24 protein-coding genes are annotated in these 23,772 nt (G+C 42.5%); 14 read left to right on the top strand and 10 right to left on the bottom strand.

All coding sequences use genetic code 11. The features are described 5' to 3' along the window. Positions 1-72: 72 nt before the first annotated feature. The 9 genes from bicA to QUD05_RS05120 all read left to right on the top strand — a co-directional run bounded on the left by bicA (position 73) and on the right by QUD05_RS05120 (position 7,582). Positions 73-1,773: a bicarbonate transporter BicA gene (gene bicA / locus QUD05_RS05160; protein ID WP_289795150.1), complete on the top strand. Its 1,701-nt coding sequence runs from the start codon at positions 73-75 to the stop codon at positions 1,771-1,773. Positions 1,774-2,015: 242 nt separating this feature from the next. Continuing rightward, a complete protein-coding gene (locus QUD05_RS05155; RefSeq protein ID WP_289795149.1) occupies positions 2,016-3,431 on the top strand; it encodes a cation:proton antiporter in 1,416 nt (471 codons plus the stop codon). A gap of 255 nt (positions 3,432-3,686) precedes the next feature. Then, on the top strand, positions 3,687-4,022 hold the full coding sequence (locus QUD05_RS05150; RefSeq protein ID WP_069073515.1) for a cation:proton antiporter subunit C: 336 nt from the start codon (positions 3,687-3,689) through the stop codon (positions 4,020-4,022). Next, positions 4,019-5,458 carry a cation:proton antiporter gene (locus QUD05_RS05145; protein ID WP_289795148.1) on the top strand — a complete coding sequence of 480 codons (1,440 nt, stop codon included), beginning with the start codon at positions 4,019-4,021 and terminating at the stop codon, positions 5,456-5,458. Before QUD05_RS05150 ends, QUD05_RS05145 begins: the two co-directional genes overlap by 4 nt. After that, a complete protein-coding gene (locus tag QUD05_RS05140; protein ID WP_289795147.1) occupies positions 5,443-5,832 on the top strand; it encodes a Na+/H+ antiporter subunit E in 390 nt (129 codons plus the stop codon). Before QUD05_RS05145 ends, QUD05_RS05140 begins: the two co-directional genes overlap by 16 nt. Beyond that, a complete protein-coding gene (locus QUD05_RS05135) occupies positions 5,829-6,086 on the top strand; it encodes a hypothetical protein (protein WP_289795146.1) in 258 nt (85 codons plus the stop codon). The genes QUD05_RS05140 and QUD05_RS05135 overlap by 4 nt, the downstream gene beginning before the upstream one ends. Then, a complete protein-coding gene (locus tag QUD05_RS05130; protein WP_069073512.1) occupies positions 6,083-6,361 on the top strand; it encodes a monovalent cation/H(+) antiporter subunit G in 279 nt (92 codons plus the stop codon). The genes QUD05_RS05135 and QUD05_RS05130 overlap by 4 nt, the downstream gene beginning before the upstream one ends. Then, positions 6,354-6,923, top strand: a complete 570-nt coding sequence (locus QUD05_RS05125; RefSeq protein WP_289795145.1) for a DUF4040 domain-containing protein — start codon at positions 6,354-6,356, stop codon at positions 6,921-6,923. Before QUD05_RS05130 ends, QUD05_RS05125 begins: the two co-directional genes overlap by 8 nt. Beyond that, positions 6,920-7,582, top strand: coding sequence for a Na(+)/H(+) antiporter subunit B (locus QUD05_RS05120; RefSeq protein WP_289795144.1), 663 nt, complete (start codon positions 6,920-6,922; stop codon positions 7,580-7,582). The genes QUD05_RS05125 and QUD05_RS05120 overlap by 4 nt, the downstream gene beginning before the upstream one ends. 142 nt (positions 7,583-7,724) lie before the next feature. On the opposite strand, the gene QUD05_RS05115 is transcribed toward QUD05_RS05120, so the two are convergent. The 3 genes from QUD05_RS05115 to QUD05_RS05105 all read right to left on the bottom strand — a co-directional run bounded on the left by QUD05_RS05115 (position 7,725) and on the right by QUD05_RS05105 (position 10,195). Next, positions 7,725-9,080 carry a UDP-N-acetylmuramoyl-tripeptide--D-alanyl-D-alanine ligase gene (locus QUD05_RS05115; protein ID WP_289795143.1) on the bottom strand — a complete coding sequence of 452 codons (1,356 nt, stop codon included), beginning with the start codon at positions 9,078-9,080 and terminating at the stop codon, positions 7,725-7,727. Between the two features lie 263 nt (positions 9,081-9,343). Continuing rightward, the gene (locus QUD05_RS05110) at positions 9,344-9,790 is read right to left on the bottom strand and encodes a tellurite resistance TerB family protein (RefSeq protein ID WP_289795142.1); all 447 of its coding nucleotides are present in this window, start codon (positions 9,788-9,790) and stop codon (positions 9,344-9,346) included. A gap of 177 nt (positions 9,791-9,967) precedes the next feature. After that, positions 9,968-10,195 (bottom strand): hypothetical protein, encoded by a 228-nt coding sequence (locus QUD05_RS05105; protein ID WP_289800140.1) that lies wholly within the window; start codon positions 10,193-10,195, stop codon positions 9,968-9,970. A gap of 87 nt (positions 10,196-10,282) precedes the next feature. On the opposite strand from QUD05_RS05105, the gene QUD05_RS05100 reads away from it, so the two are divergent. After that, a complete protein-coding gene (locus QUD05_RS05100; RefSeq protein ID WP_289795141.1) occupies positions 10,283-10,450 on the top strand; it encodes a hypothetical protein in 168 nt (55 codons plus the stop codon). A gap of 231 nt (positions 10,451-10,681) precedes the next feature. On the opposite strand, the gene QUD05_RS05095 is transcribed toward QUD05_RS05100, so the two are convergent. Then, on the bottom strand, positions 10,682-11,602 hold the full coding sequence (locus QUD05_RS05095) for a histone deacetylase family protein (protein ID WP_289795140.1): 921 nt from the start codon (positions 11,600-11,602) through the stop codon (positions 10,682-10,684). A gap of 53 nt (positions 11,603-11,655) precedes the next feature. After that, positions 11,656-14,292, bottom strand: a complete 2,637-nt coding sequence (locus tag QUD05_RS05090; RefSeq protein ID WP_289795139.1) for an EAL domain-containing protein — start codon at positions 14,290-14,292, stop codon at positions 11,656-11,658. A gap of 825 nt (positions 14,293-15,117) precedes the next feature. Between QUD05_RS05090 and QUD05_RS05085 the strand changes: the two genes are divergently transcribed. Together QUD05_RS05085 and QUD05_RS05080 are read left to right on the top strand one after the other, a co-directional pair. Further along, positions 15,118-16,515: a GTP-binding protein gene (locus QUD05_RS05085; RefSeq protein WP_289795138.1), complete on the top strand. Its 1,398-nt coding sequence runs from the start codon at positions 15,118-15,120 to the stop codon at positions 16,513-16,515. Between the two features lie 184 nt (positions 16,516-16,699). After that, on the top strand, positions 16,700-16,957 hold the full coding sequence (locus tag QUD05_RS05080) for a Calvin cycle protein CP12 (RefSeq protein WP_289795137.1): 258 nt from the start codon (positions 16,700-16,702) through the stop codon (positions 16,955-16,957). 138 nt (positions 16,958-17,095) lie between these two features. Here the strand turns inward: QUD05_RS05080 and QUD05_RS05075 are convergent, their stop codons facing one another. From QUD05_RS05075 to apcB, 4 genes are all read right to left on the bottom strand, one after another. Further along, positions 17,096-17,914: a TlyA family RNA methyltransferase gene (locus tag QUD05_RS05075; protein ID WP_289795136.1), complete on the bottom strand. Its 819-nt coding sequence runs from the start codon at positions 17,912-17,914 to the stop codon at positions 17,096-17,098. Continuing rightward, positions 17,915-18,349, bottom strand: a complete 435-nt coding sequence (locus QUD05_RS05070; protein ID WP_289795135.1) for a DUF29 family protein — start codon at positions 18,347-18,349, stop codon at positions 17,915-17,917. A gap of 164 nt (positions 18,350-18,513) precedes the next feature. Continuing rightward, on the bottom strand, positions 18,514-18,984 hold the full coding sequence (locus QUD05_RS05065) for a hypothetical protein (protein WP_289795134.1): 471 nt from the start codon (positions 18,982-18,984) through the stop codon (positions 18,514-18,516). A 476-nt stretch (positions 18,985-19,460) separates the two neighbouring features. After that, complete coding sequence (gene apcB / locus QUD05_RS05060) at positions 19,461-19,970, bottom strand: allophycocyanin subunit beta (RefSeq protein ID WP_289795133.1); 510 nt, start codon at positions 19,968-19,970, stop codon at positions 19,461-19,463. 357 nt (positions 19,971-20,327) lie between these two features. Between apcB and glnA the strand changes: the two genes are divergently transcribed. Continuing rightward, positions 20,328-21,749, top strand: coding sequence for a type I glutamate--ammonia ligase (gene glnA, locus QUD05_RS05055; protein ID WP_289795132.1), 1,422 nt, complete (start codon positions 20,328-20,330; stop codon positions 21,747-21,749). A gap of 123 nt (positions 21,750-21,872) precedes the next feature. Here glnA and gifA read toward each other — a convergent pair whose 3' ends face one another. Next, a complete protein-coding gene (gifA, locus tag QUD05_RS05050) occupies positions 21,873-22,073 on the bottom strand; it encodes a glutamine synthetase inactivation factor IF7A (protein ID WP_012411649.1) in 201 nt (66 codons plus the stop codon). Positions 22,074-22,449: 376 nt separating this feature from the next. On the opposite strand from gifA, the gene QUD05_RS05045 reads away from it, so the two are divergent. Further along, positions 22,450-23,349 carry a ferritin-like domain-containing protein gene (locus tag QUD05_RS05045; protein WP_289795131.1) on the top strand — a complete coding sequence of 300 codons (900 nt, stop codon included), beginning with the start codon at positions 22,450-22,452 and terminating at the stop codon, positions 23,347-23,349. The last annotated feature ends 423 nt before the right edge of the window (positions 23,350-23,772 follow it).

Genomic DNA, 23,772 nt, shown 5'->3' with positions numbered 1-23,772 from the left:
ACTTACGCAAAGTAGCTGGCAATTTTTACAACCCAAAATTTATTTTGCTGTTTTTGTAACCAAAACCCCAGTATGTCATTGACTAATACGATCAACTTTAGAAACTTACAAGGCGATTTATTCGGTGGTTTAACTGCTGCGATCGTTTCGTTACCTCTAGCGCTAGCATTCGGTGTTGCCTCCGGTGCTGGGCCTGTAGCTGGCCTTTATGGTGCAGTTTGTGTCGGCTTTTTCGCAGCCTTATTTGGTGGGACACCAACCCTAATTTCTGAGCCAACCGGGCCAATGACCGTGGTTATGACTGCAATTGTCGGTTCCATGACCGCAGCTAACCCCGAAAACGGCTTGGCAATGGCATTTACCGTAGTCATGCTAGCGGGAATATTTCAAATCTTTTTTGGGATATTTAAGTTGGGTAAATACATTACCCTCATGCCTTACAGCGTGATTTCTGGGTTTATGTCTGGGATTGGCGTGATTCTGATTATTTTGCAGATTGCTCCTTTTGTCGGACAGCCAAACCCTAAAGGTGGCGTACTGGGGATGGTGCAAAATCTGCCTCAGTTATTAACTCAGATTAATCCTGCTGAAACAGCTTTGGGCTTGCTGACGCTGGCAATTATTTTCTTCATGCCACGCAAGCTTAAGCGCTTTGCTCCTCCCCAGTTAGTAGCATTAATTATCGGAACTATAGTTTCTTTGACCATTTTCGGCGGTACGGATATCAGACGAATTGGGGAAATTCCCGTAGGATTGCCGACATTACAATTGCCTGTCTTTACAGCATCCCAAATGACAATCATGTTTGTTGATGGGGCAATGTTGGGGATGTTGGGTTGTATTGATACTCTACTAACGGCAGTAATTGCAGACAGTTTGACCCGTACCGAGCACAAATCTGACAAAGAATTGATTGGTCAAGGTATCGGTAACTTAGTATCTGGCTTGTGTGGTGGGCTACCTGGTGCTGGTGCCACGATGGGAACGGTAGTTAATATCCAAACTGGTGCTAGAACAGCTGTCTCTGGTTTAACTCGCGCATTAATTTTGTTAGTTGTAGTTTTGTGGGCTGCGCGTATCACTCAACCTATCCCAATGGCGGTGTTGGCTGGTATTGCTCTTAAGGTCGGGGTTGACATTCTTGATTGGAGCTTCTTGAAACGCGCTCACAGGGTGTCGCTGAGAGGCACAATCATCATGTACGGTGTGTTGTTTTTAACCGTATTTGTTGACTTGATTGTTGCCGTCGGCGTGGGAGTGTTCATTGCTAATATCTTAACTATCGATCGCCTCTCGGAATTACAATCTCAGGAAGTGAAGGTAATTAGCGATGCTGATGACGCAGTTATCTTGGATGATGAAGAGAAAAAATGGCTTGATCTAGCTAATGGACGTGTACTGCTATTTTACCTGAGCGGGCCGATGATTTTTGGGGTATCCAAAGCGATCGCTCGTGAACATTCAGCAATGGCAGACTCTGATGTGCTGATTATGGATTTGACAGATGTACCAATGTTGGGTGTGACTGCTTCTTTGGCAATTGAAAACGCTATCAAAGATGCTAGTGAACAAGGTCGTAATGTGTTAGTTGTTGGTGCAACTAGCAAAGTCAAAAAGCGCTTAGACAAGTTTGGCATTTCGAGGTTTGTACCAGAGCATCACATGTTTGCAGATCGTATAGATGCACTTAAACAAGCCGTTGCTTTAGTTAATCCTCATGCAGCTGAGGCTAATAATCCTGGCGTTGGTACTTACACTGACACCTATTCGTAATTCGTAATACTTCGACTCCCTTCTCTACGAGAGGCTGCACTTCGACTACGCTCTGTTACCACGCCAACGGCTTCTCTACGAGACGCTACGCGTTAGCGGAGCTTTCGCTTTAGCGATACGCTCAGGGCAAGACGCTCAGTACAAGTTCGTAATTCGTAATTACATCATTAATGACGAATTACGAGATATAAATTGCATTTTTTAAATTGGCTTCAAAATAAATCAGAAACACAAGCAAAAACATGATTTTTTCAGAACCAATAGTTAATTCGTTTGCCGATTTAAGTTTTCTCACCGTAGGTTTACAGTCTCCTTTACTAGCAACAACTAACGAGGCGGAATATGCTCCTATTGTGCTGACTGGAGTATTGCTAAGTTTAGTAGTCATTTATCTGGCTAGTAAAATTGGTGGCGAATTATTTAGAATGATGGACTTGCCCCCTGTCTTAGGAGAATTAGTTGGTGGGGTGCTTGTAGGTGCTTCTGCTCTGCATTTGGTAGTGTTTCCCGACAGTGGAGCAGCTGGTAGCGACTCCATTATCATGACTATCCTGCAATTCATTAATAACCTCAGTCCTGATGCCGTCACATCAATCTTTCAAAGCCAGAGTGAGGTTGTTTCTGTGCTTGCCGAACTAGGTGTGATCATTCTGTTATTTGAAATTGGTCTAGAATCAGACTTAAAAGAATTACAGAAGGTCGGTTATCAAGCGACAATTGTTGCTTGTGTTGGGGTAGCTGTTCCTTTTGCGGCTGGTACGGCGGGGTTGATTTTATTGTTTCATGCCCCAGTAATTCCAGCGATTTTTGCAGGTGCAGCGCTCACAGCTACTAGTATTGGGATTACCTCCAAAGTTTTGTCAGAAATTGGGCAGTTAAAATCTCGTGAAGGACAGATTATTGTCGGTGCAGCGGTAATTGATGACATTTTAGGCATCATTGTATTGGCAGTGGTTGCGAGTCTTGCTAAAACTGGTGAGGTTGATATTTTCAACGTCATTTATCTAATTGTCAGTGCTACAGTCTTTCTCATTGGCTCGATTTTATTAGGGAAATATTTCAATCAAAGTTTTGTTGCCATTGCTGATAAATTACAAACGCGAGGCAACTTAATTATCCCAGCATTTATCTTTGCCTTTTTCATGGCTTTTCTGGGTAGTGCCATTCATTTAGAAGCTATCTTAGGCGCATTTGCAGCTGGCTTAGTTTTGGATGAAACGGATAAACGCAAAGAGCTAGATGAGCAGGTTAAACCGATTGCTGATATCTTAGTACCAGTTTTCTTTGTGACAGTTGGTGCGAAAGTTGATTTAGGCGTTCTTAATCCTTTAGTTCCAGAAAATCGAGAAGGATTAATTATTGCTACCTTCTTAATTGCGATCGCAATTATCGGTAAAGTTGTCACAGGTTGGTCGGTTTTTGGACAACCCGGAATTAATCGGTTAGCGGTTGGTGTGGGGATGATTCCCCGTGGCGAAGTTGGGTTAGTGTTTGCCGCCATTGGTGCAGCTAGTGGTACTCTTGATAAACCATTGCAAGCTGCGATCGTGATTATGGTGATTTTGACAACCTTCTTAGCACCGCCTTTATTGCGGTTTGCATTCAAACAATCACCAGAAGAAAAAGAATCTTTAGAGAAAGCCAATTTAATAGGCTAGTTACTTTTACCTTTAGAGGTTGTTTGAAAAGTTTTAGGCTGTAATTTTAGGTACTTATTGATCCCCCCTAACCCTCATTCAAAAGGGGGGGAACCTGAATAAAAGTCCTCCTTTTTAAGGAGGATTTAGGAGGATCTAAAGTTTTTGATACATCAGCCAGCACATTTTAAAACATCCTCTTAAACAGAAAATAGCTAAAAGAGACGAATTTTCTTTTCTCTTTTACCTTCAATCCTTATCCAACAGGCAATTTCCGTGTTAGAAGCGTGCATATTCGCAACAATATTTTGCGGATTTTTCGGCATCATCCTTAAAAAGAACCTCGTTATGAAGATCATCTCTATGGATGTCATGAGTACCGGGGTTATCGCCTATTACGTGCTAATTGCATCACGAAATGGCTTATTCACACCAATTATTTCCAACGTCAAAAATATCAGATACGCCGACCCGGTTCCCCAGGCGGTTATATTGACGGCGATTGTGATCGGATTTTCGATTCAGGCGTTAATGCTCGTCGGCGTTATGAAGTTGGCACGAGATAATCCGACTTTGGAAAGCAACGAAATCGAGAAGAATAATACGCCATGAATAGCATTACCATCGCATGGATTGCACTACCGTTTTTTTTGGGCTTTGTCATTTATCTGCTCCCAAAATTTGACAAATATCTTGCTCTGTGCGTTGCTTTTGCTTCCGCAGGATATGCATTGCAGCTATTTGTCACTCAGTCGCCACTAACACTACAGTTAATAGATAATTTTGGCGTTATTTTAACAGTCGATCAATTAAGCGGCTACTTTATATTAACTAATGCGTTGGTGACGGCAGCAGTCATCCTCTACTGTTGGCACAGCGATAAGACAGCTTTTTTTTACGCACAACTGATCATTTTGCACGGCAGTGTCAATGCCGCGTTTGTCTGTTCGGATTTGATCAGTTTATACGTGGCGTTAGAGGTGAGTGGTATTGCTGCGTTTCTGTTGATTGCCTATCCCCGGACTGACCGCTCGATTTGGGTTGGCTTACGTTATCTGTTTATCAGCAACGTGGCAATGCTTTTTTATCTGGTTGGCGCGGTGTTGGCATATCAGGCGCATCATTCCTTTAGTTTTGAAGGCTTGCGCGTAGCACCTCCAGAAGCCCTTGCCCTGATTTTTTTGGGACTCTTGACAAAAGGAGGAATTTTTGTATCAGGATTATGGTTGCCGTTGACTCACTCGGAATCGGAAACGCCAGTGTCGGCGATGCTATCGGGAGTTGTGGTAAAAGCTGGTGTCTATCCATTGGTGCGGTGTGCGCTAATGGTGGCAGAGGTTGATCCGATAGTAAGAACCTTTGGAGTTGGGACGGCGCTTTTGGGAGTTTTCTATGCAGTATTTGAAAAAGATACCAAACGGATGCTAGCGTTTCACACGGTTTCGCAGTTGGGCTTTATCCTCGCTGCGCCGTCCGTGGGCGGTTTTTATGCGCTGACGCATGGACTGGTTAAATCGGCGCTTTTTCTAATTGCCGGGGCTTTACCGAGTCGCAATTTCAAGGAACTACAACATCAAGCGATCGCTACCCCAGTTTGGATTGCCTTAGTTATAGCCAGCTTCTCAATATCCGGCTTTCCCTTGTTATCTGGCTTTGGGGCAAAAGTGTTGACAACGAAGAATTTGCTGCCTTGGCAAGCGATCGCTATGAATATTGCCGCCCTCGGAACAGCAATATCTTTTGCCAAATTCATATTTCTGCCGCGTGGGGGAAAAGCGGAGGTAAAGCCTGGTTTTTGGGCAGCCATGATTCTATTGCTCGGTGGGCTGTTCCTAGCTAATATTGCGTATTACGAGGCGTACACCGTTGAGAATATCATTAAACCCCTCGCAACCATCGGCATTGGATGGTTGGCGTATTTACTAATTTTTAAACACTCAGCACTCAAGCTACCGCGTGTCCTTGAACAATTTGACCATTTGATCGGTGTCATGAGTCTGATTTTAATCCTATTGTTCTGGAAGGGATTTGCATGGTTGGGTATTTAAATCTAATATTGCGACTGACTATCTGGTTTTTGCTCACTGCCGATTTCAGTGTGGCAAATATCATCATTGGCATCAGCATCGCACTTCTATTGCCGGGTGGTCGCACAGCTAAACAATCATTAAAAGATTGGCTGCGTGTGCTAGGTGAAATTATGGTGGCGATTCCGCAGGCGTATATTGAGGCATTTCAACTCATCCTCCGCCCGCATAAATACGAAGATATAACGATGGAACAAGTTAAACCAGGACGCACACCAGGGCTTGTATTCCTAGATATCTTCCTAATTACCTTTACGCCAAAGACCATTGTTTTGAAATACCACGAAGCAGGCTGGTACGAAGTACATTGGGTGCGACGGAGGAGAAAAGTATGATCCTGAATGTAGTATTGATTGCCATGATTTTGGCACTGCTCATCCCCATGTATGAGGCATGGCAAGATGATGATATTTGGCAAAAAATGCTCGCATTTGCCAGTGCTGCCACCAAAACTTCAATCATGATTCTGGTCGTATCCGTCTTCCGTGATGATTGGATGATTGGTGTTGTCGGGGTCATCATCCTAAGTGTGGGAAATGCTGGCTTAATGTTGCTGGCTCATGTAATCAAACGAATGAATGAAGTATGATTGACTTTTTAGGTTATATATGCATAGGGTTAGGACTTTTCTTCTGGTTTTGGGGAACCTTTCCTCTGCTGGGCAAGCGATCGCTATTATTCAAACTCCATAGTCTTTCGGTTGCAGACACCCTTGGCTCAATGAGTATCATTATCGGGCTGCTCTTAAAGATACCCAGCGAATGGCCGCTACTCATCCTCGCTCTCATCTCCTTGGCCATCTGGAATACAGTGCTGGGGTATGTATTGGCTTACTGTTCTAGTAGCGAGGGTAACTATGAATGATAGCTATCTCTATATCATCATCGCCCTACTGCCGTTGGCTGCGTGTATGGTGGTATTTCAGGTCAATCCCTATCATGCGCTGGTAATTCGCGGCATATTGGGAGCGGTGGCGGCAATGGTATATGCGGTTTTAGGAGCGCCAGATGTTGCTTTGACCGAAGCATTGGTGGGTACTATGCTGGCAATTACCCTTTACGCGGTGGCAGTACGTTCATCCCTGGTGATGCGTCTTGGCTTGGTGAAAGACGAGGCAGATGACGAACAGCATTTTGGGCAACTGATGGACGACTTACGCACAATTTTTCGCAAACGCCAGATGCGTCTAGAACTGGTTCCCTACCCAAATACCCAAGCTTTAGAACGGGCGTTGATGGATAAAGAAGTCCATGCAACTTGTGTCAGACGAGAACAAGACCAGCCAACCAGTGAGGACGAAAAACAGTTTTATCACACCACCATTAGGGTGAAACGCATCTATGAGATTATGCAAACTGAACTTACATCACCAGCGACAATCCTGAGTTATGTAAGTACACCAGTTGAAGGGGAGAAGCATAAATGAAATGGATCTACATTGCAGCAGGGATAGCGCTGTTTATAAAAATGCTCGTCTTGCCGAATTCAGCGCCAGTCATACCGGATTTCTCGATCGTTGAATCGGTTGTTAAAGATGGTGGCATACCCAATGCGGTTACAGTGATCATTCTTAGGAATCGTTTGTATGACACTATCTTCGAGGTGGTGGTATTTACGATCGCCATTATGGGAGTTAATTTTCTGCTAGCGAATGAACAGCCGTCCTGTGCGATCTATCGTTTTACCGATCAACCATCCATTGTGCTGGCGCGTCTGGGAGCGACTATTGCTGCGATGGTAAGTATTGAACTAGCTATTCGGGGGCATCTCAGCCCTGGCGGTGGTTTTGCGGCTGGAGTCGCAGGTGGAACTGCGATCGGTTTGATTGCCATCACCTCATCACCGGAGTGGATGCAAGAAATCTACCAGCGCTACCACGCCGCTACATGGGAGAAAGTTTCGGTTCTTGTTTTCATTGTACTGGCGGCTATAACTCTGACTGGAGTTGAGTTACCCCACGGAGAAATGGGCGCACTTTTGAGTGGGGGGATTGTCCCCTTGCTGAATATTCTGGTTGCAGTCAAAGTCGCCTTGGGATCGTGGGCGGTGATTTTGATTTTTATTCGTTATCGGGGATTGTTGTGAGAGGAACGCCGCTCCGGTACTGGGTACTGGGTAAGTACTGGGAAAAAGTTTTTTAAAATTTGGTGGTGGGTAATGAGCACCACCATAATTTTTCGATTTTACACCCAGTCCCCAATCCCTAATCCCCAGTCCCCAGTCCCTTTTACTTGGGAAATTCTGCACGTAACTGATTGACTACCCGATCTAATCCCACAGAATGGGCGGCTTTGAACAATAAACGATCGCCTGTTTGCACAAATGTTTTCAACCTAGCTACCAAATCAGCATGGGTTGCAAAGCACTCCGATGGGATACCTTCGGCACTTTGAGCGATCGCTTCGGCATCTTCTCCATCTACCAAAATCAACAAACCGTCTAAATTCAACTTTCGCACTGTTTCTCCCACTCGCTGGTGCAACTGCTGCGATCGCTCTCCTAATTCTTTCATTGCACCCAATACGGCAATCTTCCGCTTTCCGGGTGTGTCTGCCAATAATTGCAACGCTGCGATCATAGCTTCTGGTGCAGCATTATAAGTTTCATCTAAAATTACCACATCATTAGGTAAAGTAAATCGCTGCGATCGCCCTGTGGGCATATCTACCATCACACCTGCTTTAAGGGTTGCCCAATCGATTCCCAACACCTTTGCTACCGCTAAAGCTGCTAAGAAATTAGTCGCATTGTGACGACCGGGTAAAGGCAGTGGTAGTTGGATTCCTGCAACTTCCACTGTCTCGTTATCAATTAACTTTCCTTGAATATCGCCGCCAGAAAAGCCGTAAGTCAAAACTTCTCCGTGCCAAACTTTCGCCGCCGTGGCCATTAATAAAGGATTATCGTGGTTGAGAATTGCCACACTATCAGCAGACATTTCAGCTAATAACTCACATTTTGCCTCAGCGATCGCTTCTTCTGAACCCAGTAACTCAATATGCGCTGTCCCCACATTGGTAATCACACCAATTGTTGGACGCGCTATTTGTGTCAGTTCGGCAATTTGTCCTCTACCGCGCATCGCCATTTCAATCACGGCGTAGTCATTTTCGGCGCCAAGTTCTAGGAGAGTTTTCGGGACACCGATTTCGTTGTTGTAATTTCCATAAGTTTTGTGAACTCGTCCCTTCGTTCCTAAAACTGCGGCGATTAATTCTTTGGTTGTAGTTTTACCCACCGAACCCGTTACGCCAATTACAGGAATATTAAAGCGATCGCGCCACCATCTGCCAATTTGTTGATATGCCTTGAGGGTATCTTTTACCTGTAATACCGGAAATCCCGGATTTTCGTATTCAAAATCTACGATTGCAGCTATTGCACCCTTGGCGATCGCAGTTGGTACAAATTCATGGCCATCAAACTTATCACCTCGGAAAGCGACAAATACTTCACCTGGTTTTAAGGTACGACTATCTGTTTGGATACCGCTAGTGACTTGTGTTAAAGCAGTTTCAGATAAGTTTACAGAATGGGCCAAAATAACTTCAGCCAGTTGGTTTAGGGTGGCAGAACAACGCATAAGCAATTTACAATTTAAAGTTCAAAATCATAAAATCGAATTATGACATAATATTGTTGAGATGAGATAATTTATACGATCAATCTAGAGACGTTGTAATGCAATATCTCTAATCGATATTGAACGATCGCAAATAAATAATCAAAGAACAGCAAAAAATAGTGGCAAAGAAGCTCAACTTCCTTGCCACACTTTGTTTATAAGCTACTTATACAGTTTAATCAAGTAAGGACAATGGGCATAACAAGTTATGTTCGATTGCCCTATGCGCGATTTTTAATTAAGATTACTTCCACAATTTGTATTGCTATCTCACTAGAAACCCCTAAAGCTTGATATAAATCATTTAAGAAGTTTTTTTCTTCTTCAGGTATAATACCTTCAGCTAAGACTAAATCAGTGGCCACTGCAAAGGCTGCTTCCCGCAACTCTTGAGATAGAGAATCTTTGGCTGCATTAAACAAAGCATTAAAGCCATCACCCTGGAGAATGCCCAAGATTTTGTCAAACAGCCTGTTCATCATTTCATTGGGATAACTTTTAAAAAGTTTCATCCGAGACAGCACAGAAATGGTAGAATTTGCTTGCTCAACAGAAAGATAACCGTCTGAAGCCGTTGCCGTCAATATAATGACAGCAAAAGCTTCCGCTGGATTGAGTGCTGCTTGGGTTTGGCTTTCTGTACCCAACACAGCGTCGAATAGACCCATTGTAGTAGCTCCTTGGTTAGAGTCCCAATAGCGTTACTTTTAACTGTATGTTTGGTAGATTTACAGGTAAGACTATAACGCTATAAGACTTTCATCCTTTAGTGTTCCCAGGATTTATTCACAGCGAACACTTGTATCCAAAGGTTTTTGGCAGGAACTACATTGCCATCCGTAAACTTAGCGTTCTCCTGTCTTTTCTATTGTCTCAATCACCGCCAAACCTATACCAGAAGCTGCCATTAACAGTACTACTGATATCAAATAGGCGTTGGTCAGCATTCGTAGGGCTTCATCGAAAAAAATATAGGTGGTCATTGCTTCACCTTTTAAATTTGTGCTGCTTGTGCTTTTTATTTCTCCACACCCGATAGGTGAATTTCGCTGAGAAACTGCTAGCAATTGCATCTTAACAAAACTTTAGCTCTTTCAGAACCCCGCTGAAAATTTTTCTTTCTGAAGATTCTATGAAGTTTATCAGAAAGGGAGTGAGGCATGGGGCCCATACCAGTATCTTTGCCGATGGGTTTCGTGGTGAAAAAAGGATCAAAAATGCGCGAGCGCACTGTTTCAGGCATCGCACAACCATCGTTGGCGATCGCAACCGCACCAACTACAATCCTTAATAAGGAAACACCAACAAAGCTTGCAACCAGTTTGTGAGAAATTTTCATAACTGTATGTCAGCTATAACCGTGTCAGTATTCAGTGTTCCCAAATCTTCGTAGAGAATTTAGGCTATTACCCTTGTTAATTGCGATCGTCGGTATATATAGCAGGAGGCAGAAGGCAGAAGGCAGGAGGCAGAAGGTAAAACTATTACTATTCCTAGCATTCACGTTTTCAAAATGTCCTAACCTATGTGACTACGGCTATATATCAAACAAGACAAGCTTAAAGTAAACAACGTTCAATCGTCGCTACAACTGATTGAGAAAGAGTATCGAAGTCGTAACCACCTTCTAAGCCAAACAGAATTTTACGAGTTAGCCCCAAACAATAATCAGTAAATAAAGCGTAGTCTTCTGGCTGTAAATTAATACTTGCCAAAGGATCTTCCGCATTGGCATCGTAACCAGCACTCACAATTAGTAAATCTGGCTGGAAGTTGGCTAAAAACGGTACTACCTGTTTTTCAAATAGTGGCTGATATACAGCAATATCACTACCAGGGGGTACTGGTAAATTTAATACATTATTGTGAAAACCTCGTTCTGTCGATCTTCCCGTACCGGGATAGCATGGGTACTGATGTAGAGAACAATAGGCGATGCGTGCTTCAGTTTCCACGATCGCCTGAGTACCATTACCATGATGTACATCCCAATCAAGGATGGCGACGCGGTTAATTCCAGGTTGTTCTAAAGCAAATAAAGCAGCGATCGCGGCATTAGAAAATAGGCAAAAGCCCATCCCTGCATCACTTTCAGCATGATGTCCTGGGGGACGCGCTAGTACAAAAGCTGGATTAGCCGACCCTAACACAACCTCAACTCCATCCAACCATGCACTGACTGCCAACAATGCCACATCATAACTACGCGGGGAAACTGGCGTATCTCCATCCAAAGGGCCGCCGCCACTAGAAGCGATTTGCCACAGTTTTTTGATGTAGGCTGGGCTATGTGCTTTAACCAACGAAGACATCAGTGATGCTTGTTCTGATGCTGGTGTAGGCAAGTGCCAAGTGATTTGATCTGCGAATGTAGCTGCTTTTAGGGCATTTGCGATCGCACTTAAACGTTCTGGTTTTTCGGGATGGTATTTTCCAGTCTTGTGATCTAAAAATTCGTCGGAATATATGACTGGTAGCATAGGACGAAAAAGGTCGGCAGCAGGACGATGAATTTTATTGTATCCTCACTGGTCTAGATCGTTAGTCGTTTGCTTTCGAGAACTTCTGTTGCTTTCTGTTCAGAAAGTGGGCGGTAGAATAAAAAACCCTGCACCTCCTCGCAGTTGATAGATTTCAAGAATTCCAATTCCTCTTCCTTTTCTACCCCTTCGGCTGTTAACTTTAATCCCAAGCTGTGTCCCAAGGTAACTATGGCCTGGATAATATGAGCTACTTTGGCATCCTGCGTCAAATATTGAATGAAAGATTTATCTATTTTCAGATTGTGGAGTGGCAAAAGCTGTAGGCGCGAGAGCGAGGAATGACCTGTACCAAAGTCATCGATGGAGATGTAAATACCCATCTGCTGTAGCTCCTCTAACACCCTTCTGGTAAAACCCAAGTCTTCAATCGCTGTGGTTTCCATAATTTCTAATTCTAAAAAGCGCGGCTCCAGACCAGTTTGTTCTAAAACCTTAGCTATAGTCTCTACTAATTTTGGTTGGCGGAACTGCTTCAGAGAAAGATTGACAGCGATTTTAATCGGTGGCAATCCAGCATCTTGCCATGCTTTATTTTGGCTACAGGCCGTCTGTAGAGTCCATTCGCCGATGGGGACAATTAATCCACTTTCTTCGACCAGAGGAATGAATACACTAGGGGCAACCAATCCCATCTCTGGGTGCTGCCAACGCAACAGAGCCTCCATACTAGTAATTTCTCCTGTGGCAATGTTCACACGAGGCTGATAATAAAGCTTAAATTCATTCCGTTCTAGGGCATAGCGCAAGCTCTTTTCTAAAGTCAGGAGTTCAGGATTTTTAGCACTCAGGGAAACACTGTAAAATTGATAGTTATTCCGCCCTTTGTCCTTGGCGTAATACAAAGCAGCATCTGCGTGCTGGATTAGTGTTTCGGTATCAGGGCTGTTGCTATCAAGTAAGGCAATACCGAGGCTAGCAGTTACATAAAGTTCATGCTCTTGGAGATGAAAAGCATCCTCTAAGGCTTGTAAAATTCTCTGCGCCACCAGAGTTACCTCTTCAATATCATTGACTCGTGGGAGTAAAATAGTAAATTCATCGCCTCCCCAACGGGCTACAGTGTCTCCGCCTCTGAGTGAGTCTTTTAATCTTTGAGAGACGCTTTGTAACAATTGGTCTCCCAGAGTATGCCCCAGAGTATCATTAATCACCTTAAAGCGATCCAAATCGAGGAAAATCACAGCTAAACTTTCGCCATTTCGAGTGGCGTTAGGCAGAGTTTTACTGAGCAGCTCATTAAATAACAGACGATTGGGCAACCCTGTCAGCAAGTCATGGAGGGCTTGATAGCGAATCTTTTCTTCTACTTGCTGACGCTGCCGCGCACCAATAATACTGGCGGCCATGGTCAAAAGAGTAGATTCTTCATGCTTTGACCAATGACGCTCAAAGGTGCAGTCTGCCAAGCCAAGATACCCCCAGAAATCATTATCCAAGCGAAGAGGTACCAAGAGAAGGGATTTAATGCCATCTCTAATCAGGAATTTTTGTTCGGCGACAGGAAATTTTTGAGTGATACCGCTAATCGACTGGCCGCTAGAGAGAATTGTGTACCAACGGGCTAATTCAGGAGCTTGATAAGGCTGATTCTGCCAATGGTGATGGGTAGATTCAATAAAAGATTGTGTCCATTCAAACCTTAGACTGACTGCCATTTCCTCTGTAATCGGGTGAAGATGGTTCTGAAAGAGATAGGCACGATCTGCCTTGGCAGCTTCACCCAGTACAGCTAGAGCTAGATCGATACCAGTTTCGTAATTCATTTCTCCTAGCAAATAATTGGCAGCTTCTGCAACTGCTTGTAGCAAGCGATCGCGCTGGCGCAGTTCGGCTGTAGCTTGCTTTTGCTCTGTAATATCCCTAATAATAAAAGTTCTAATTAAATCACTTTCAGGAAGATAAAGTACGGATTGTTCAAAAACTTCTGTACCTACTTCCACCTCCCGCACAAAAGAATTTTTTTCTAAATTGTTAACTCCAATCAAGAGTCCCGTTAAGATTGGGTGTTCTGTCCCAACTTCCCTAAGATTAGGAAACTTGATAGCTGCGGCTGGATTGAGATACGTAATTCTTCCCTCGAAATCCATCTCAATAATTGGATTGGGGATGAGTTCAGGAAAGGATGCTAGGCGAGCTAGAGCAGACTCACTAGCTGCTTCAAAACTGGGATCGATGGCTAAGGTTTGAAAAGGATTGGCAGGACTGGCTTGCTCTGAAAAAAAACCAGATAAGTCTTCAACATCAAAAGATTCAGAAAATGCTTGTTCGGAAATATTGGAAATAGCATAATATTTAGCCTGAGCTTTATTACTGCCAAAAGCAATGACATCTCCATGCCTAAGATTATGAGAAAAGCATTTAGTGCCATTTACAAATAAGCCATTAGTACTTCCTTTTCCCTTATAGTTACCATCAATAATCTGGAAGCCGTACTGGTCAGTTTCTGGAACAGTTACTCGCAATAAAATTGCATGTTGCATTGATACTGATCGGGAAGCCAAGACAATAGTGTTTGCAGGATGCCGCCCCAGAGAATAAGTAGTCTCTCGCAAGGGGACAGTTCGCCGCCCTTCCAGGTCTTGGATGACCAACAGATGGCGTATTTTTTCCCGCTCATTTCCTCGCATGGCTGTTCCTCAATTTCTTATATAATTAGTATTTATGTCTTAATCTGAAAAAGACTGCTCCTATAAGTCCAGAATTTCAGGCTGCACTTATAAGAAAACTTGCTCAATCAAAGTTCTCACCATCTGCGTAGGCTAGCATTTACCGCAGGCATCGCAAAATTGGTATGAGGGTGTAGACGAGCCTTTACCTTCATGATTGACCGCACTCAGCGCTAACGGAACTCAGCACTCTTCTTTTTATAGAATGAGTTGGCTAATTGTTCAATCAGTTTTTGTAGTAGAAATTATAGTTGTTTTCTCTACTCATACATAAGTTATAAACTTTGTTCCTGCGTCTATATCATCTAACCTTGTCTTTCTTAGGATACCCAGATTAACAACTCAAAATTAAAATTTCAAAATTGTACCCTTACAGGGAAGCAACCTACGTGTAACGTCATGTTGGGGCAGCCTCTTGTAGAGAAGAGAGTTACATAAGAGGATTTCAAACCAGACTAAAACTGAACAAAGCCGGAGCCAATCCGCCTCCGATCTAAGTGTAGATTTTGGCGTTAGTCTCTCTTTGAAGCTATACATTAGTCACATATTTCTTAAGATTTATAAAACACCTAATCTCTGACCTCATAAAGTTAGAGACTTTTTATGTCCTATATATAGAGTATTAGTCCAAGAACTTAGGGATATAAGATAGAGAGGTGTGTTTAACTTTTCCTTCCCCTGATCATGGGGTTGAAAAAGTGAGCATTAGTTAAGCATGGTTAATGAGTACAAATTCATACCTATTATTCACAATCGAATGCTGAAAGTAAGTTTTTTGAGCATTGGATGAGCATTTTAGAGAGAGTGAAGGCTAAAAGTGTTGATATTATGTCGGTTTATCGTAATGTGCAAGAAACTCACTTAAATCGTGCCCGCGCCAGTCTCAGACAAGCGCTTTCTTGGTATGGATATCTTCGTAAGTCAGGACAGTTGTCATCTAACCCAGAATTGGTAGGTTTGATGAAACCAGAATTTGAAGCTTTGAATGCCACACTCAACAAGCTAGATTCTAACGTCATTAGAATTGCCGTCTTTGGTTTGGTGAGTCGGGGAAAGTCAGCAGTTTTAAATGCCTTGCTGGGAGACAAGATTTTGCAAACTGGGCCCCTGAATGGTGTCACCCAATGGCCCCGTTCCGTGCGCTGGCAGCCCAGTGATAAGGTGCTAGTAGAGTTAATTGATACCCCTGGATTAGATGAAATTGAGGGGGAGTCACGGGCGGATATGGCACGAGAGGTGGTACATCAGGCGGATTTGATTTTGTTTGTCGTGTCTGGTGATATCACGCGCACTGAGTATCAAGCGCTGCTGCAATTAAGGCGATCGCAAAAACCCCTGATTTTAGTGTTTAACAAAATAGACCTTTACCCAGATACAGACCAAGGAGCAATTTACCAAAATTTACAACAACTGGGTGCAGGGCATCCTGAAGCAAAGCCTCTACTACCTGATGAAATTGTGATGGTGGCAGCGGAACCAACAGCAATGGAAGTTAGGGTTGAATGGCCTGATGGGCGTGTCACTTATGAATGGGAAACACCACCACCCCAAGTAGACGAACTCAAAGAGATAATTCTGAATATTCTCAATCGGGAAGGGCGATCGCTTCTGGCTTTAAATGCACTCATCCAAGCACGGGATGCAGAAGCCGCGATCGCTCAAAAAACCATCGATTTACGCGAAAAGGAAGCCGAAGAAATTATTTGGCAATTTACCAAATACAAAGCTTTGGCAGTAATGCTCAATCCCATCGCCTTTTTAGATATCCTTGGCGGAACTGTTGCTGATTTAGCTTTAATTCGCGCTCTCGCTAGATTATATGGTTTGCCGATGACTAGCTATGAAGCCGGGAAAATTTTAAAAACGATTTTATTTAGTTCTGGTAGTTTACTACTGGGAGAACTAGGTAGTAGTTTGCTTTTGGGTTTAGGTAAGAGTACTGCCGCAATAACTAGTGGTGATAATCCCAGCAATATTACTGCTTTTGCTGGCAGTGCGATCGCTCAAGCTGGTATCGCAGGTTATGGCGCATATTCCGTTGGTAAAGCTGCCCAAGTCTATCTCGAAAAAGGCTGCACTTGGGGACAATTGGGCGCTAGCAGTGTCATTCAAGAAATTTTATCTCAAGTTGACCAGAATACAATTCTGTATCGTCTGCGACAAGAGTTAGGCATAAAATATTGAGAATAAATAAGATTTATTAAGCATTTGTTACCGTTTATAAGTGTTTATCAACTTCTATCAAACTCCTCTGACAATTGACTGACATTCTGAATTTGGGATGCAAGATTGAGGGAACAGGTTATAGGAAATAAAACGATTCCCTATTTCCTAATATCTATCTGCGTAAATTAAAGGTGAAATGATCATGACAACTACCCTAAAATTTGAAACTGCTAAGGCAGCAAATCTTGAAGAAGCCATTACTGAAGCCATTACTGAAGCTCGGACAACTTGCGATTTAGATGGCAGTAATTCTGCTGGTTGTGCTGTAGCCTGGGACATTGTAGAAGAATTGCAAGCCGAGAAATCTCATCAACAGCAAGCAAAATCAAAGAAAACCTCTTTGGAAAATTATTGCGATCGCCATCCAGCTTCCGTAGAATGTTTGATCTACGACGTTTAACAAGAAAGAATTCAGGAGTCAGGAGTCAGAATGGGCTAAACCTTAGCTATCCGCTAACAGTATGAATTAGAGTCCAAGTGCAAATGAATATGTGGGTTTAAGCACCCTACTAATTGATTCTGAATTCTGCATTCTTGTTTAACTTTTCCGTAAATCAGTTGTTGCTAATTGCGTTATTAGCTTAATTGCCTCTAAATCAAGTGATGGTATTTCACTTTCCATTCCCAACCACAGCAGATATTCGATATTCCCAGCCGGGCTAGTGATCGGCGACCAAGTTAAGCCTTTGTATTTCCACCCTAATTCGTGGGCTGTTTGCAACACCTGGAAAATGGCATCAGCTTGGTCGTTTGGATCGCGCACAACACCTTTTTTACCCACACGGGATCTGCCAACTTCAAACTGTGGCTTGACTAACAACACAACTTCTCGGTTAGCTTGAGTTAATTGCCACAAAGCAGGCAGAATTTTCGTTAAAGAAATAAACGAGACATCAACCACCGCCAAATCAGGAATCGGGTCATTTTCACCATATAACTCATCCGGTCGTAGTTGCCGTAAATTGGTGCGTTCCCGCAAAATCACCCGCGGATCGTTTCGCAACCGCCAGTCAACTTGTCCGTAACCGACATCAATACCGTAAACTTGTTTTGCTCCAGCTTGTAAGAGACAATCAGTAAAACCACCAGTAGAAATCCCACCATCTAAACAAATGCGCTCTACTACAGGAATGGCAAATACTGATAAAGCTTTAGAGAGTTTTTCACCGCCTCTAGAAACAAAAGGCGATCGCTCTTTAATATTTATTTGAGCTGCAATATCAACTTCAGTACCAGGTTTATCAACTAACTGCTGATTAACAGTAACTTCCCCCGCCTGAATTAACCGCTGTGCTAAGGCGCGAGAAGAACATAAATTTAGCTCTACTAATAGTGTATCGAGTCGCTGTTTAGCCAATTAACTAGACTCTCCTGGTAAGATTAAAGCCAAAGCACGATTGATAATTTGTTCTCGGTTAACCAGCTTTTCTAATTCTTGGGCTTCATAACGACCTTCTTCTACTTCTAAGGAAGCCTCATCAATGGCATTTAAATAGGCTTCTGCTAAGGTTTCTAGTAATTCTTCTGGCGCAAGATAATAGCCTCCAGCTTTGCGCCGCTTGTTTTCCCGCTGAATTTCCCGAACCGAATTCCGAATTGATACTTCCCAAGAGCGAGTAGTGCGATTTTCAGCTTGTTGTTTAATCAAATGCAACAGCAAAATCACTGCATAGCTACGAATCGTCTTTATTATGTCATTTCGGCTCATTTCCTCTAATTCTTCAACTATAATTAATGCTCCTTGAACATCGCCCTTAACAAGCAAGTCTTTCAGAGTTAATAATTCTTCCATAATCAGCGCCTCAAACATCGGCAACTTCTATTGTGGCTTATAGCGGTTCTAGTCTAGATAAGATAGGCTAATGCATTTCATCTAGGAGCGATCGCTAATTCAAAATATCACCTATTCATCCTCATTATAATTAAACATTAAAACAAATTTTTGTTTAGGTAAAACTAACATAGGTAGATATAGTAGATATATAGGATGACATCCCATTTCTTGCTTTTTTCACCTTTTTGATAGCAAATAATTAATGTTGGGACATCAGGATATTTTTCTTTAGCTTCTAATGACCATCTACCTGATCCGAAGCCAAACATCCACTCAAAAGGATCTTTTCTCGTCATGTCTAATCCCTGATTATTATTTCTTTCACCTCTACGAACATTTAAACGACCCTTTGTCATACCCTTTGATTTTATATCTGTTAATCCTTTGATAATACGTTTATCTTCCCATTTTTCCGATAGGACATAATGACTTTTTGTATAATTGAGTATTTTAATGATAAATTCTATATCAACTTCATAATATTGATTATTGCCTTGGTAATTTATTAAAAGGTTATTAATTTCTTGGAAATTATTCTCGATTTCATCTTTTTTATAGGCTGGGCTTTGAGGAAAAACTAATGAACCTGGCACTAATACATCAATTACTGAAGGATCTAAAACATTAGAAAGAGTTGGTTTAAGATTTCCTCCTATCCAAACAGGTTGTAGTTTGATATTTTAAATAGAATAGCTGATTCTTGATTTGAGCTTTTTATAGTATAAAGAGATGAATAAATATAAGATAAATAACTGATAGAGATATAAGATGTTCCTTTGAGGAGTCGAAGAAAAGCCGCACCGTGCAGAAATTCTAGATCATTAATACTCATAGAACTATTGGCAAAAATTATTTATATGAATAATAAACATCAGAAGAGCAGGTATAAAATTTTTCCAGTACTTATTCTCGTTGTAGTACTAATTAATTTGTCACACAAGAAATAGTTTTTTGCATTAATAAAAGTAAACGCACCTTGCCAATCAAGTCAAAGTGCGATACATGATTAAGTCCACTTACACGAACTTTGTTTGTATAGTTCTGCGATTCCTAGTCCCAGAACTAGATGCTAAATATCTATCTCGCTCAACTCGCGTGTGATGTGATCAAATGGTTCATCTACAAAAGCAGTATTAACCACACCTGCTGCTGCTACTTGCTCCTTAATTAGATCCTTGAGAATCTGGATACCACGAACAGTAGGCCCAATAGGCACTCCTAGAGAATTGTAAGTTTCCCGCAGCCCTTGCAGCACTCGTTCATCCAACACATTTGTGTTCCCAGCAACCAACGCATAGGTGGCGTAACGCAAGTAGTAGTCTAAATCCCGCAAACAAGCCGCATAACGACGAGTCGTATAAGAATTTCCACCAGGACGAATCAATTCTGGTAGTTCTTCATATAACTTTAAACCAGCTTGCTTGACAAGTGCAGCCGCATTAGAATTGATTGCCGCCGCTGCTTGTACTCTTGCTGTACCACTATCAAAGTAAGACTTTAGGCTATCGATCGCATTCCGGTCAAAATACCGACCAGCTAAGTCATAATTCTTAATTAAACTTGTTACCGCATCGCGCATTCCTTCTTCTCCCAATCATTGCTATTTATGGTTTGATATTTATTTGGCTGCACTTATGCACCAGTAAATTTTTGTGCTATTAAAAATAGATTCGGCACAAAAACAATCTATCCACTACATAAGGATTTTATGTCAAAGTTGACCCCTATATGATGAACTTTCCAGTTTTGTACAGATGAACGCTGAAAGGTTAATATAACCTGATAATCCAGATATCTGTAGTACAAGCTACAAAATCAGCTAATGTCTAGTATTTAAGATATTTCTGGTGTGTCACGGCCTGATTGAGATCAGCAGGGTTAGGATGCAATGTAAGATTCTGGTTGACTTTAGGAAATTGGTAGAGAAGGAGTAACAATGACAACACCACAAGAACTCTTGAAGAAAATTCAAGATGAAAAAATTCAGCTGATTGATCTCAAATTCATCGATACAGTAGGCACTTGGCAGCACCTCACACTGTACCAAAACCAAATCGATGAAACTGCGTTCACTGATGGCGTACCTTTTGACGGTTCCAGCATTCGGGGTTGGAAAGCGATCAACGAATCGGACATGACGATGGTACTCGACCCCAACACTGCTTGGATCGACCCATTTATGGAAGTCCCAACACTAAGTATAATTTGTAGTATTAAAGACCCCCGCACGGGTGAACCTTACAACCGTTGCCCACGCGTTATTGCCCAAAAAGCAATAGATTACCTGGTTTCCAGTGGTCTTGGTGATACAGCCTTCTTTGGCCCTGAAGCTGAGTTCTTTATCTTTGATAGTGCTAGGTTTGCTCAAACTGCTAACGAAGGTTATTACTTCTTAGACTCCGAAGAAGGTGCTTGGAATTCCGGTAAAGCTGGTACAGATGCAAAACCCAACTTGGGTTACAAACCACGCTTCAAAGAAGGTTACTTCCCAGTCTCACCAACGGATTCTTTCCAAGATATCCGTACAGAAATGCTGTTGACAATGGCAGAATTAGGTGTGCCCATTGAAAAGCATCACCACGAAGTAGCCACTGGTGGTCAGTGCGAACTAGGTTTCCGTTTTGGTAAATTGATCGAAGCGGCTGACTGGTTGATGATTTACAAATATGTCATCAAGAACGTTGCCAAGAAATACGGCAAAACCGTCACCTTCATGCCAAAACCAATTTTTGGCGACAACGGTTCGGGAATGCACTGTCACCAGTCCATCTGGAAAGACGGCCAACCTCTGTTTGCAGGTGATAAGTATGCTGGTTTGAGCGATATGGCGTTGTACTACATTGGTGGTCTTCTCAAACACGCACCAGCGCTGTTGGCAATTACCAACCCTAGTACCAACTCATACAAGCGCTTAGTACCTGGTTATGAAGCTCCTGTTAACTTGGCTTACTCCGAAGGAAACCGTTCTGCTTCTATCCGTATTCCTCTATCTGGTAAGAACCCCAAAGCCAAGCGTTTAGAATTCCGTTGTCCAGATGCTACATCTAACCCCTACTTAGCATTTGCTGCAATGCTTTGTGCTGGTATCGATGGCATCAAGAACAAAATCCATCCTGGTGAACCCTTAGATAAGAATATCTATGAACTTTCTCCAGAGGAGCTTGCAAAGGTTCCCTCAACTCCAAGTTCTTTAGAACTAGCATTGCAAGCACTAGAAAACGATCACGGTTTCTTGACAGAATCAGGCGTATTCACGGAAGACTTTATCGAAAATTGGATTGACTACAAGCTTAACGAAGCCAAGCAGTTACAGCTACGTCCTCATCCCTACGAGTTTTACCTCTACTACGATGCTTAATGAAGAGTCGTATCTTAACTAAAAAGTAATAAGTTTTGCCACCCTAAAGTAAAGGGTGGCTTTTTTTTCAGATTTATCAGTTCAGACATTCACTCAAAAAATCCAGCTTAGAATTCCTGAAACTTAGCTCATGGAAGCGTGGCTGGGACCATAAATCATCCGACTGCTAGCATCTACTTTCCCTTGAATCGGGTTCCAGTAGTGAGATACTTCTTCAGGAAGACCAAGTTCTTGTGCCGCACGCATCAGCATTGATTGTTGGCGATTCTTGACTTGTTGATGTTCGCGTACCATTAATGCACGAGATTTATCTGCAATAGACATAACCATAGTCCTCTCTATTTCGTGAATATATAATTTTCCTTTCCTTACAAGACTAATATAACAAAAATTCTGTAACATAAGCTACTTTTTACAAAAATTTATATTTTGTTTTGCCTACAGTTTTCCGGCTTTGGGGGAAAATCTCTCCAAACCACTTTTGATAACTAAAATCATCTAGCTTCAGATTGGTCTGACCTTAAAAACACACTTTACCCAAGACTGAACATTTATTCGTTACTTTTATTTACACTTGAGTTGAACTTAAGTGATTAATTCTTGTAACTTTTACTCTTTCTTTCGGTGAAGCGGCACAAATACAGCACTCGCAAAAATTAAGTTACTATCAAATAAAGATTTACAAAAATTTACATAATTTATGACAGTTACCTACCCGCGTAAATTTCAGAATGTTTTGAGTGCGAGAGATGTATTAAAACGGGTGGTATGCGATCGCGAAATCCATCTGATTACTCTCAACCGCTACCGTTACAGTGAACAACGCAGTTGCAAAGACCTGACTGATTTAATTGAGCAACTAAATGGACAGCCACGGGAACTAGTGCGGGATTTGTCTCACCACATCTCAGATGAAGCTCGTCATGCAATGTGGTTAACTGACTTGTTGGCAGAACTGGGAGCAGATATTGGTAAGCCACCCGGTTCCTCCTATATCAATGAATTTGAACGCCTGCTCGATCACGAACAACAAAATCCAGTCCAAAACCTCGAAGATTTTGTGATTTCTTCCCTTGCCGCAATTAACGTCACCGAAAAACGGGGATGTGAATATTTTTCTGCCCACATTTATGCACTCAAGCAAGCAGCGCAAACGGCAGAAAACATCAAAATTCGGGAAACGATTGAAAAAATTCTCCCAGAAGAAGCAGGACATGTCCGTTGGGGTAATCGTTGGCTAGGAGAGATTGCGCGTAAGAGTCCAGAACATCAGCAAAAAGTAGAGCAAGCCAAGCGAAAATATACCGCAATCGAACAAGCCGCATTTGAATCAGGAATGGACATCACCTTGGGTGCAGAACTACGGCGAGTTGCCAACTTGGTGGAAGTGGCAAATACCATGCCGCTTTGGCAACGTCCCCAATACCTCATGGAACGCTTACCCCAGACTTTGCTAGCACCTGAATTGCAATTTACTAGGATTCAGGCTGCACAAAAGGCTTGGCAGCGAGATCCACAGACATTTATTGAGAAGTTTGTGCCAATGTTCCTCAACGGCATCCAGGGAAGAGACAATAACCGCAAGAAAACAACGGTGTAAAAGGGCATTGGATACAAGAGGCAGAGGTGCAGCACTTCGGCTCCCTTCTCTACGAGAGGCTGCGCCCGAAGCGTAGCTATGCCGCAGGCTTTACGACTACGCTCAGGGCAAGTTGCTCAGTGACCGAGGGGCAGAGGGAAAAAACTTACTGAAACTTCTACTTAGTCACCGAGCGTAGCCGTACCCTTCCGGGGAAGCAAGCTACGCGCAGCGTCTTGTAGAGAAGTGCTGCTCCCTACTACCTTTTCTTTAAATAAAATTCATCTAAAAAGGCCAAATGCAAAACTTTGCATCTGGCCTTGGGTGTAAAATAATTAAAAAGACTAAGATGATCTGGCAGATCCTTCTTAACACCTATTTTGTTGGGAGCCATCTACGAAGAGAACGAACCAAGGGGCAAAAGTAGTTCAAAAATAGTAGATT

The organism is Nostoc sp. GT001 (genome assembly GCF_030382115.1).
Taxonomy (GTDB): Bacteria; Cyanobacteriota; Cyanobacteriia; order Cyanobacteriales; family Nostocaceae; genus Nostoc.
The sequence above is the reverse complement of the archived record's forward strand: the minus strand, read 5'-3'. Positions and strand labels throughout refer to the sequence as shown.

Coding starts and splice junctions, on each gene's coding strand:
- QUD05_RS05135 (WP_289795146.1), top strand. CDS start 5,829: ATGATCCTGAATGTAGTATTGATTGCCATGATTTTGGCACTGCTCATC.
- QUD05_RS05080 (WP_289795137.1), top strand. CDS start 16,700: ATGACAACTACCCTAAAATTTGAAACTGCTAAGGCAGCAAATCTTGAA.
- QUD05_RS05120 (WP_289795144.1), top strand. CDS start 6,920: ATGAAATGGATCTACATTGCAGCAGGGATAGCGCTGTTTATAAAAATG.
- QUD05_RS05105 (WP_289800140.1), bottom strand. CDS start 10,195: ATGCAATTGCTAGCAGTTTCTCAGCGAAATTCACCTATCGGGTGTGGA.
- QUD05_RS05100 (WP_289795141.1), top strand. CDS start 10,283: ATGGGGCCCATACCAGTATCTTTGCCGATGGGTTTCGTGGTGAAAAAA.
- gifA (WP_012411649.1), bottom strand. CDS start 22,073: ATGTCTATTGCAGATAAATCTCGTGCATTAATGGTACGCGAACATCAA.
- QUD05_RS05045 (WP_289795131.1), top strand. CDS start 22,450: ATGACAGTTACCTACCCGCGTAAATTTCAGAATGTTTTGAGTGCGAGA.
- QUD05_RS05070 (WP_289795135.1), bottom strand. CDS start 18,349: ATGGAAGAATTATTAACTCTGAAAGACTTGCTTGTTAAGGGCGATGTT.
- glnA (WP_289795132.1), top strand. CDS start 20,328: ATGACAACACCACAAGAACTCTTGAAGAAAATTCAAGATGAAAAAATT.
- QUD05_RS05140 (WP_289795147.1), top strand. CDS start 5,443: ATGGTTGGGTATTTAAATCTAATATTGCGACTGACTATCTGGTTTTTG.
- QUD05_RS05155 (WP_289795149.1), top strand. CDS start 2,016: ATGATTTTTTCAGAACCAATAGTTAATTCGTTTGCCGATTTAAGTTTT.
- QUD05_RS05130 (WP_069073512.1), top strand. CDS start 6,083: ATGATTGACTTTTTAGGTTATATATGCATAGGGTTAGGACTTTTCTTC.
- QUD05_RS05145 (WP_289795148.1), top strand. CDS start 4,019: ATGAATAGCATTACCATCGCATGGATTGCACTACCGTTTTTTTTGGGC.
- QUD05_RS05085 (WP_289795138.1), top strand. CDS start 15,118: ATGAGCATTTTAGAGAGAGTGAAGGCTAAAAGTGTTGATATTATGTCG.
- QUD05_RS05125 (WP_289795145.1), top strand. CDS start 6,354: ATGAATGATAGCTATCTCTATATCATCATCGCCCTACTGCCGTTGGCT.
- QUD05_RS05115 (WP_289795143.1), bottom strand. CDS start 9,080: ATGCGTTGTTCTGCCACCCTAAACCAACTGGCTGAAGTTATTTTGGCC.
- bicA (WP_289795150.1), top strand. CDS start 73: ATGTCATTGACTAATACGATCAACTTTAGAAACTTACAAGGCGATTTA.
- QUD05_RS05110 (WP_289795142.1), bottom strand. CDS start 9,790: ATGGGTCTATTCGACGCTGTGTTGGGTACAGAAAGCCAAACCCAAGCA.
- apcB (WP_289795133.1), bottom strand. CDS start 19,970: ATGCGCGATGCGGTAACAAGTTTAATTAAGAATTATGACTTAGCTGGT.
- QUD05_RS05095 (WP_289795140.1), bottom strand. CDS start 11,602: ATGCTACCAGTCATATATTCCGACGAATTTTTAGATCACAAGACTGGA.
- QUD05_RS05090 (WP_289795139.1), bottom strand. CDS start 14,292: ATGCGAGGAAATGAGCGGGAAAAAATACGCCATCTGTTGGTCATCCAA.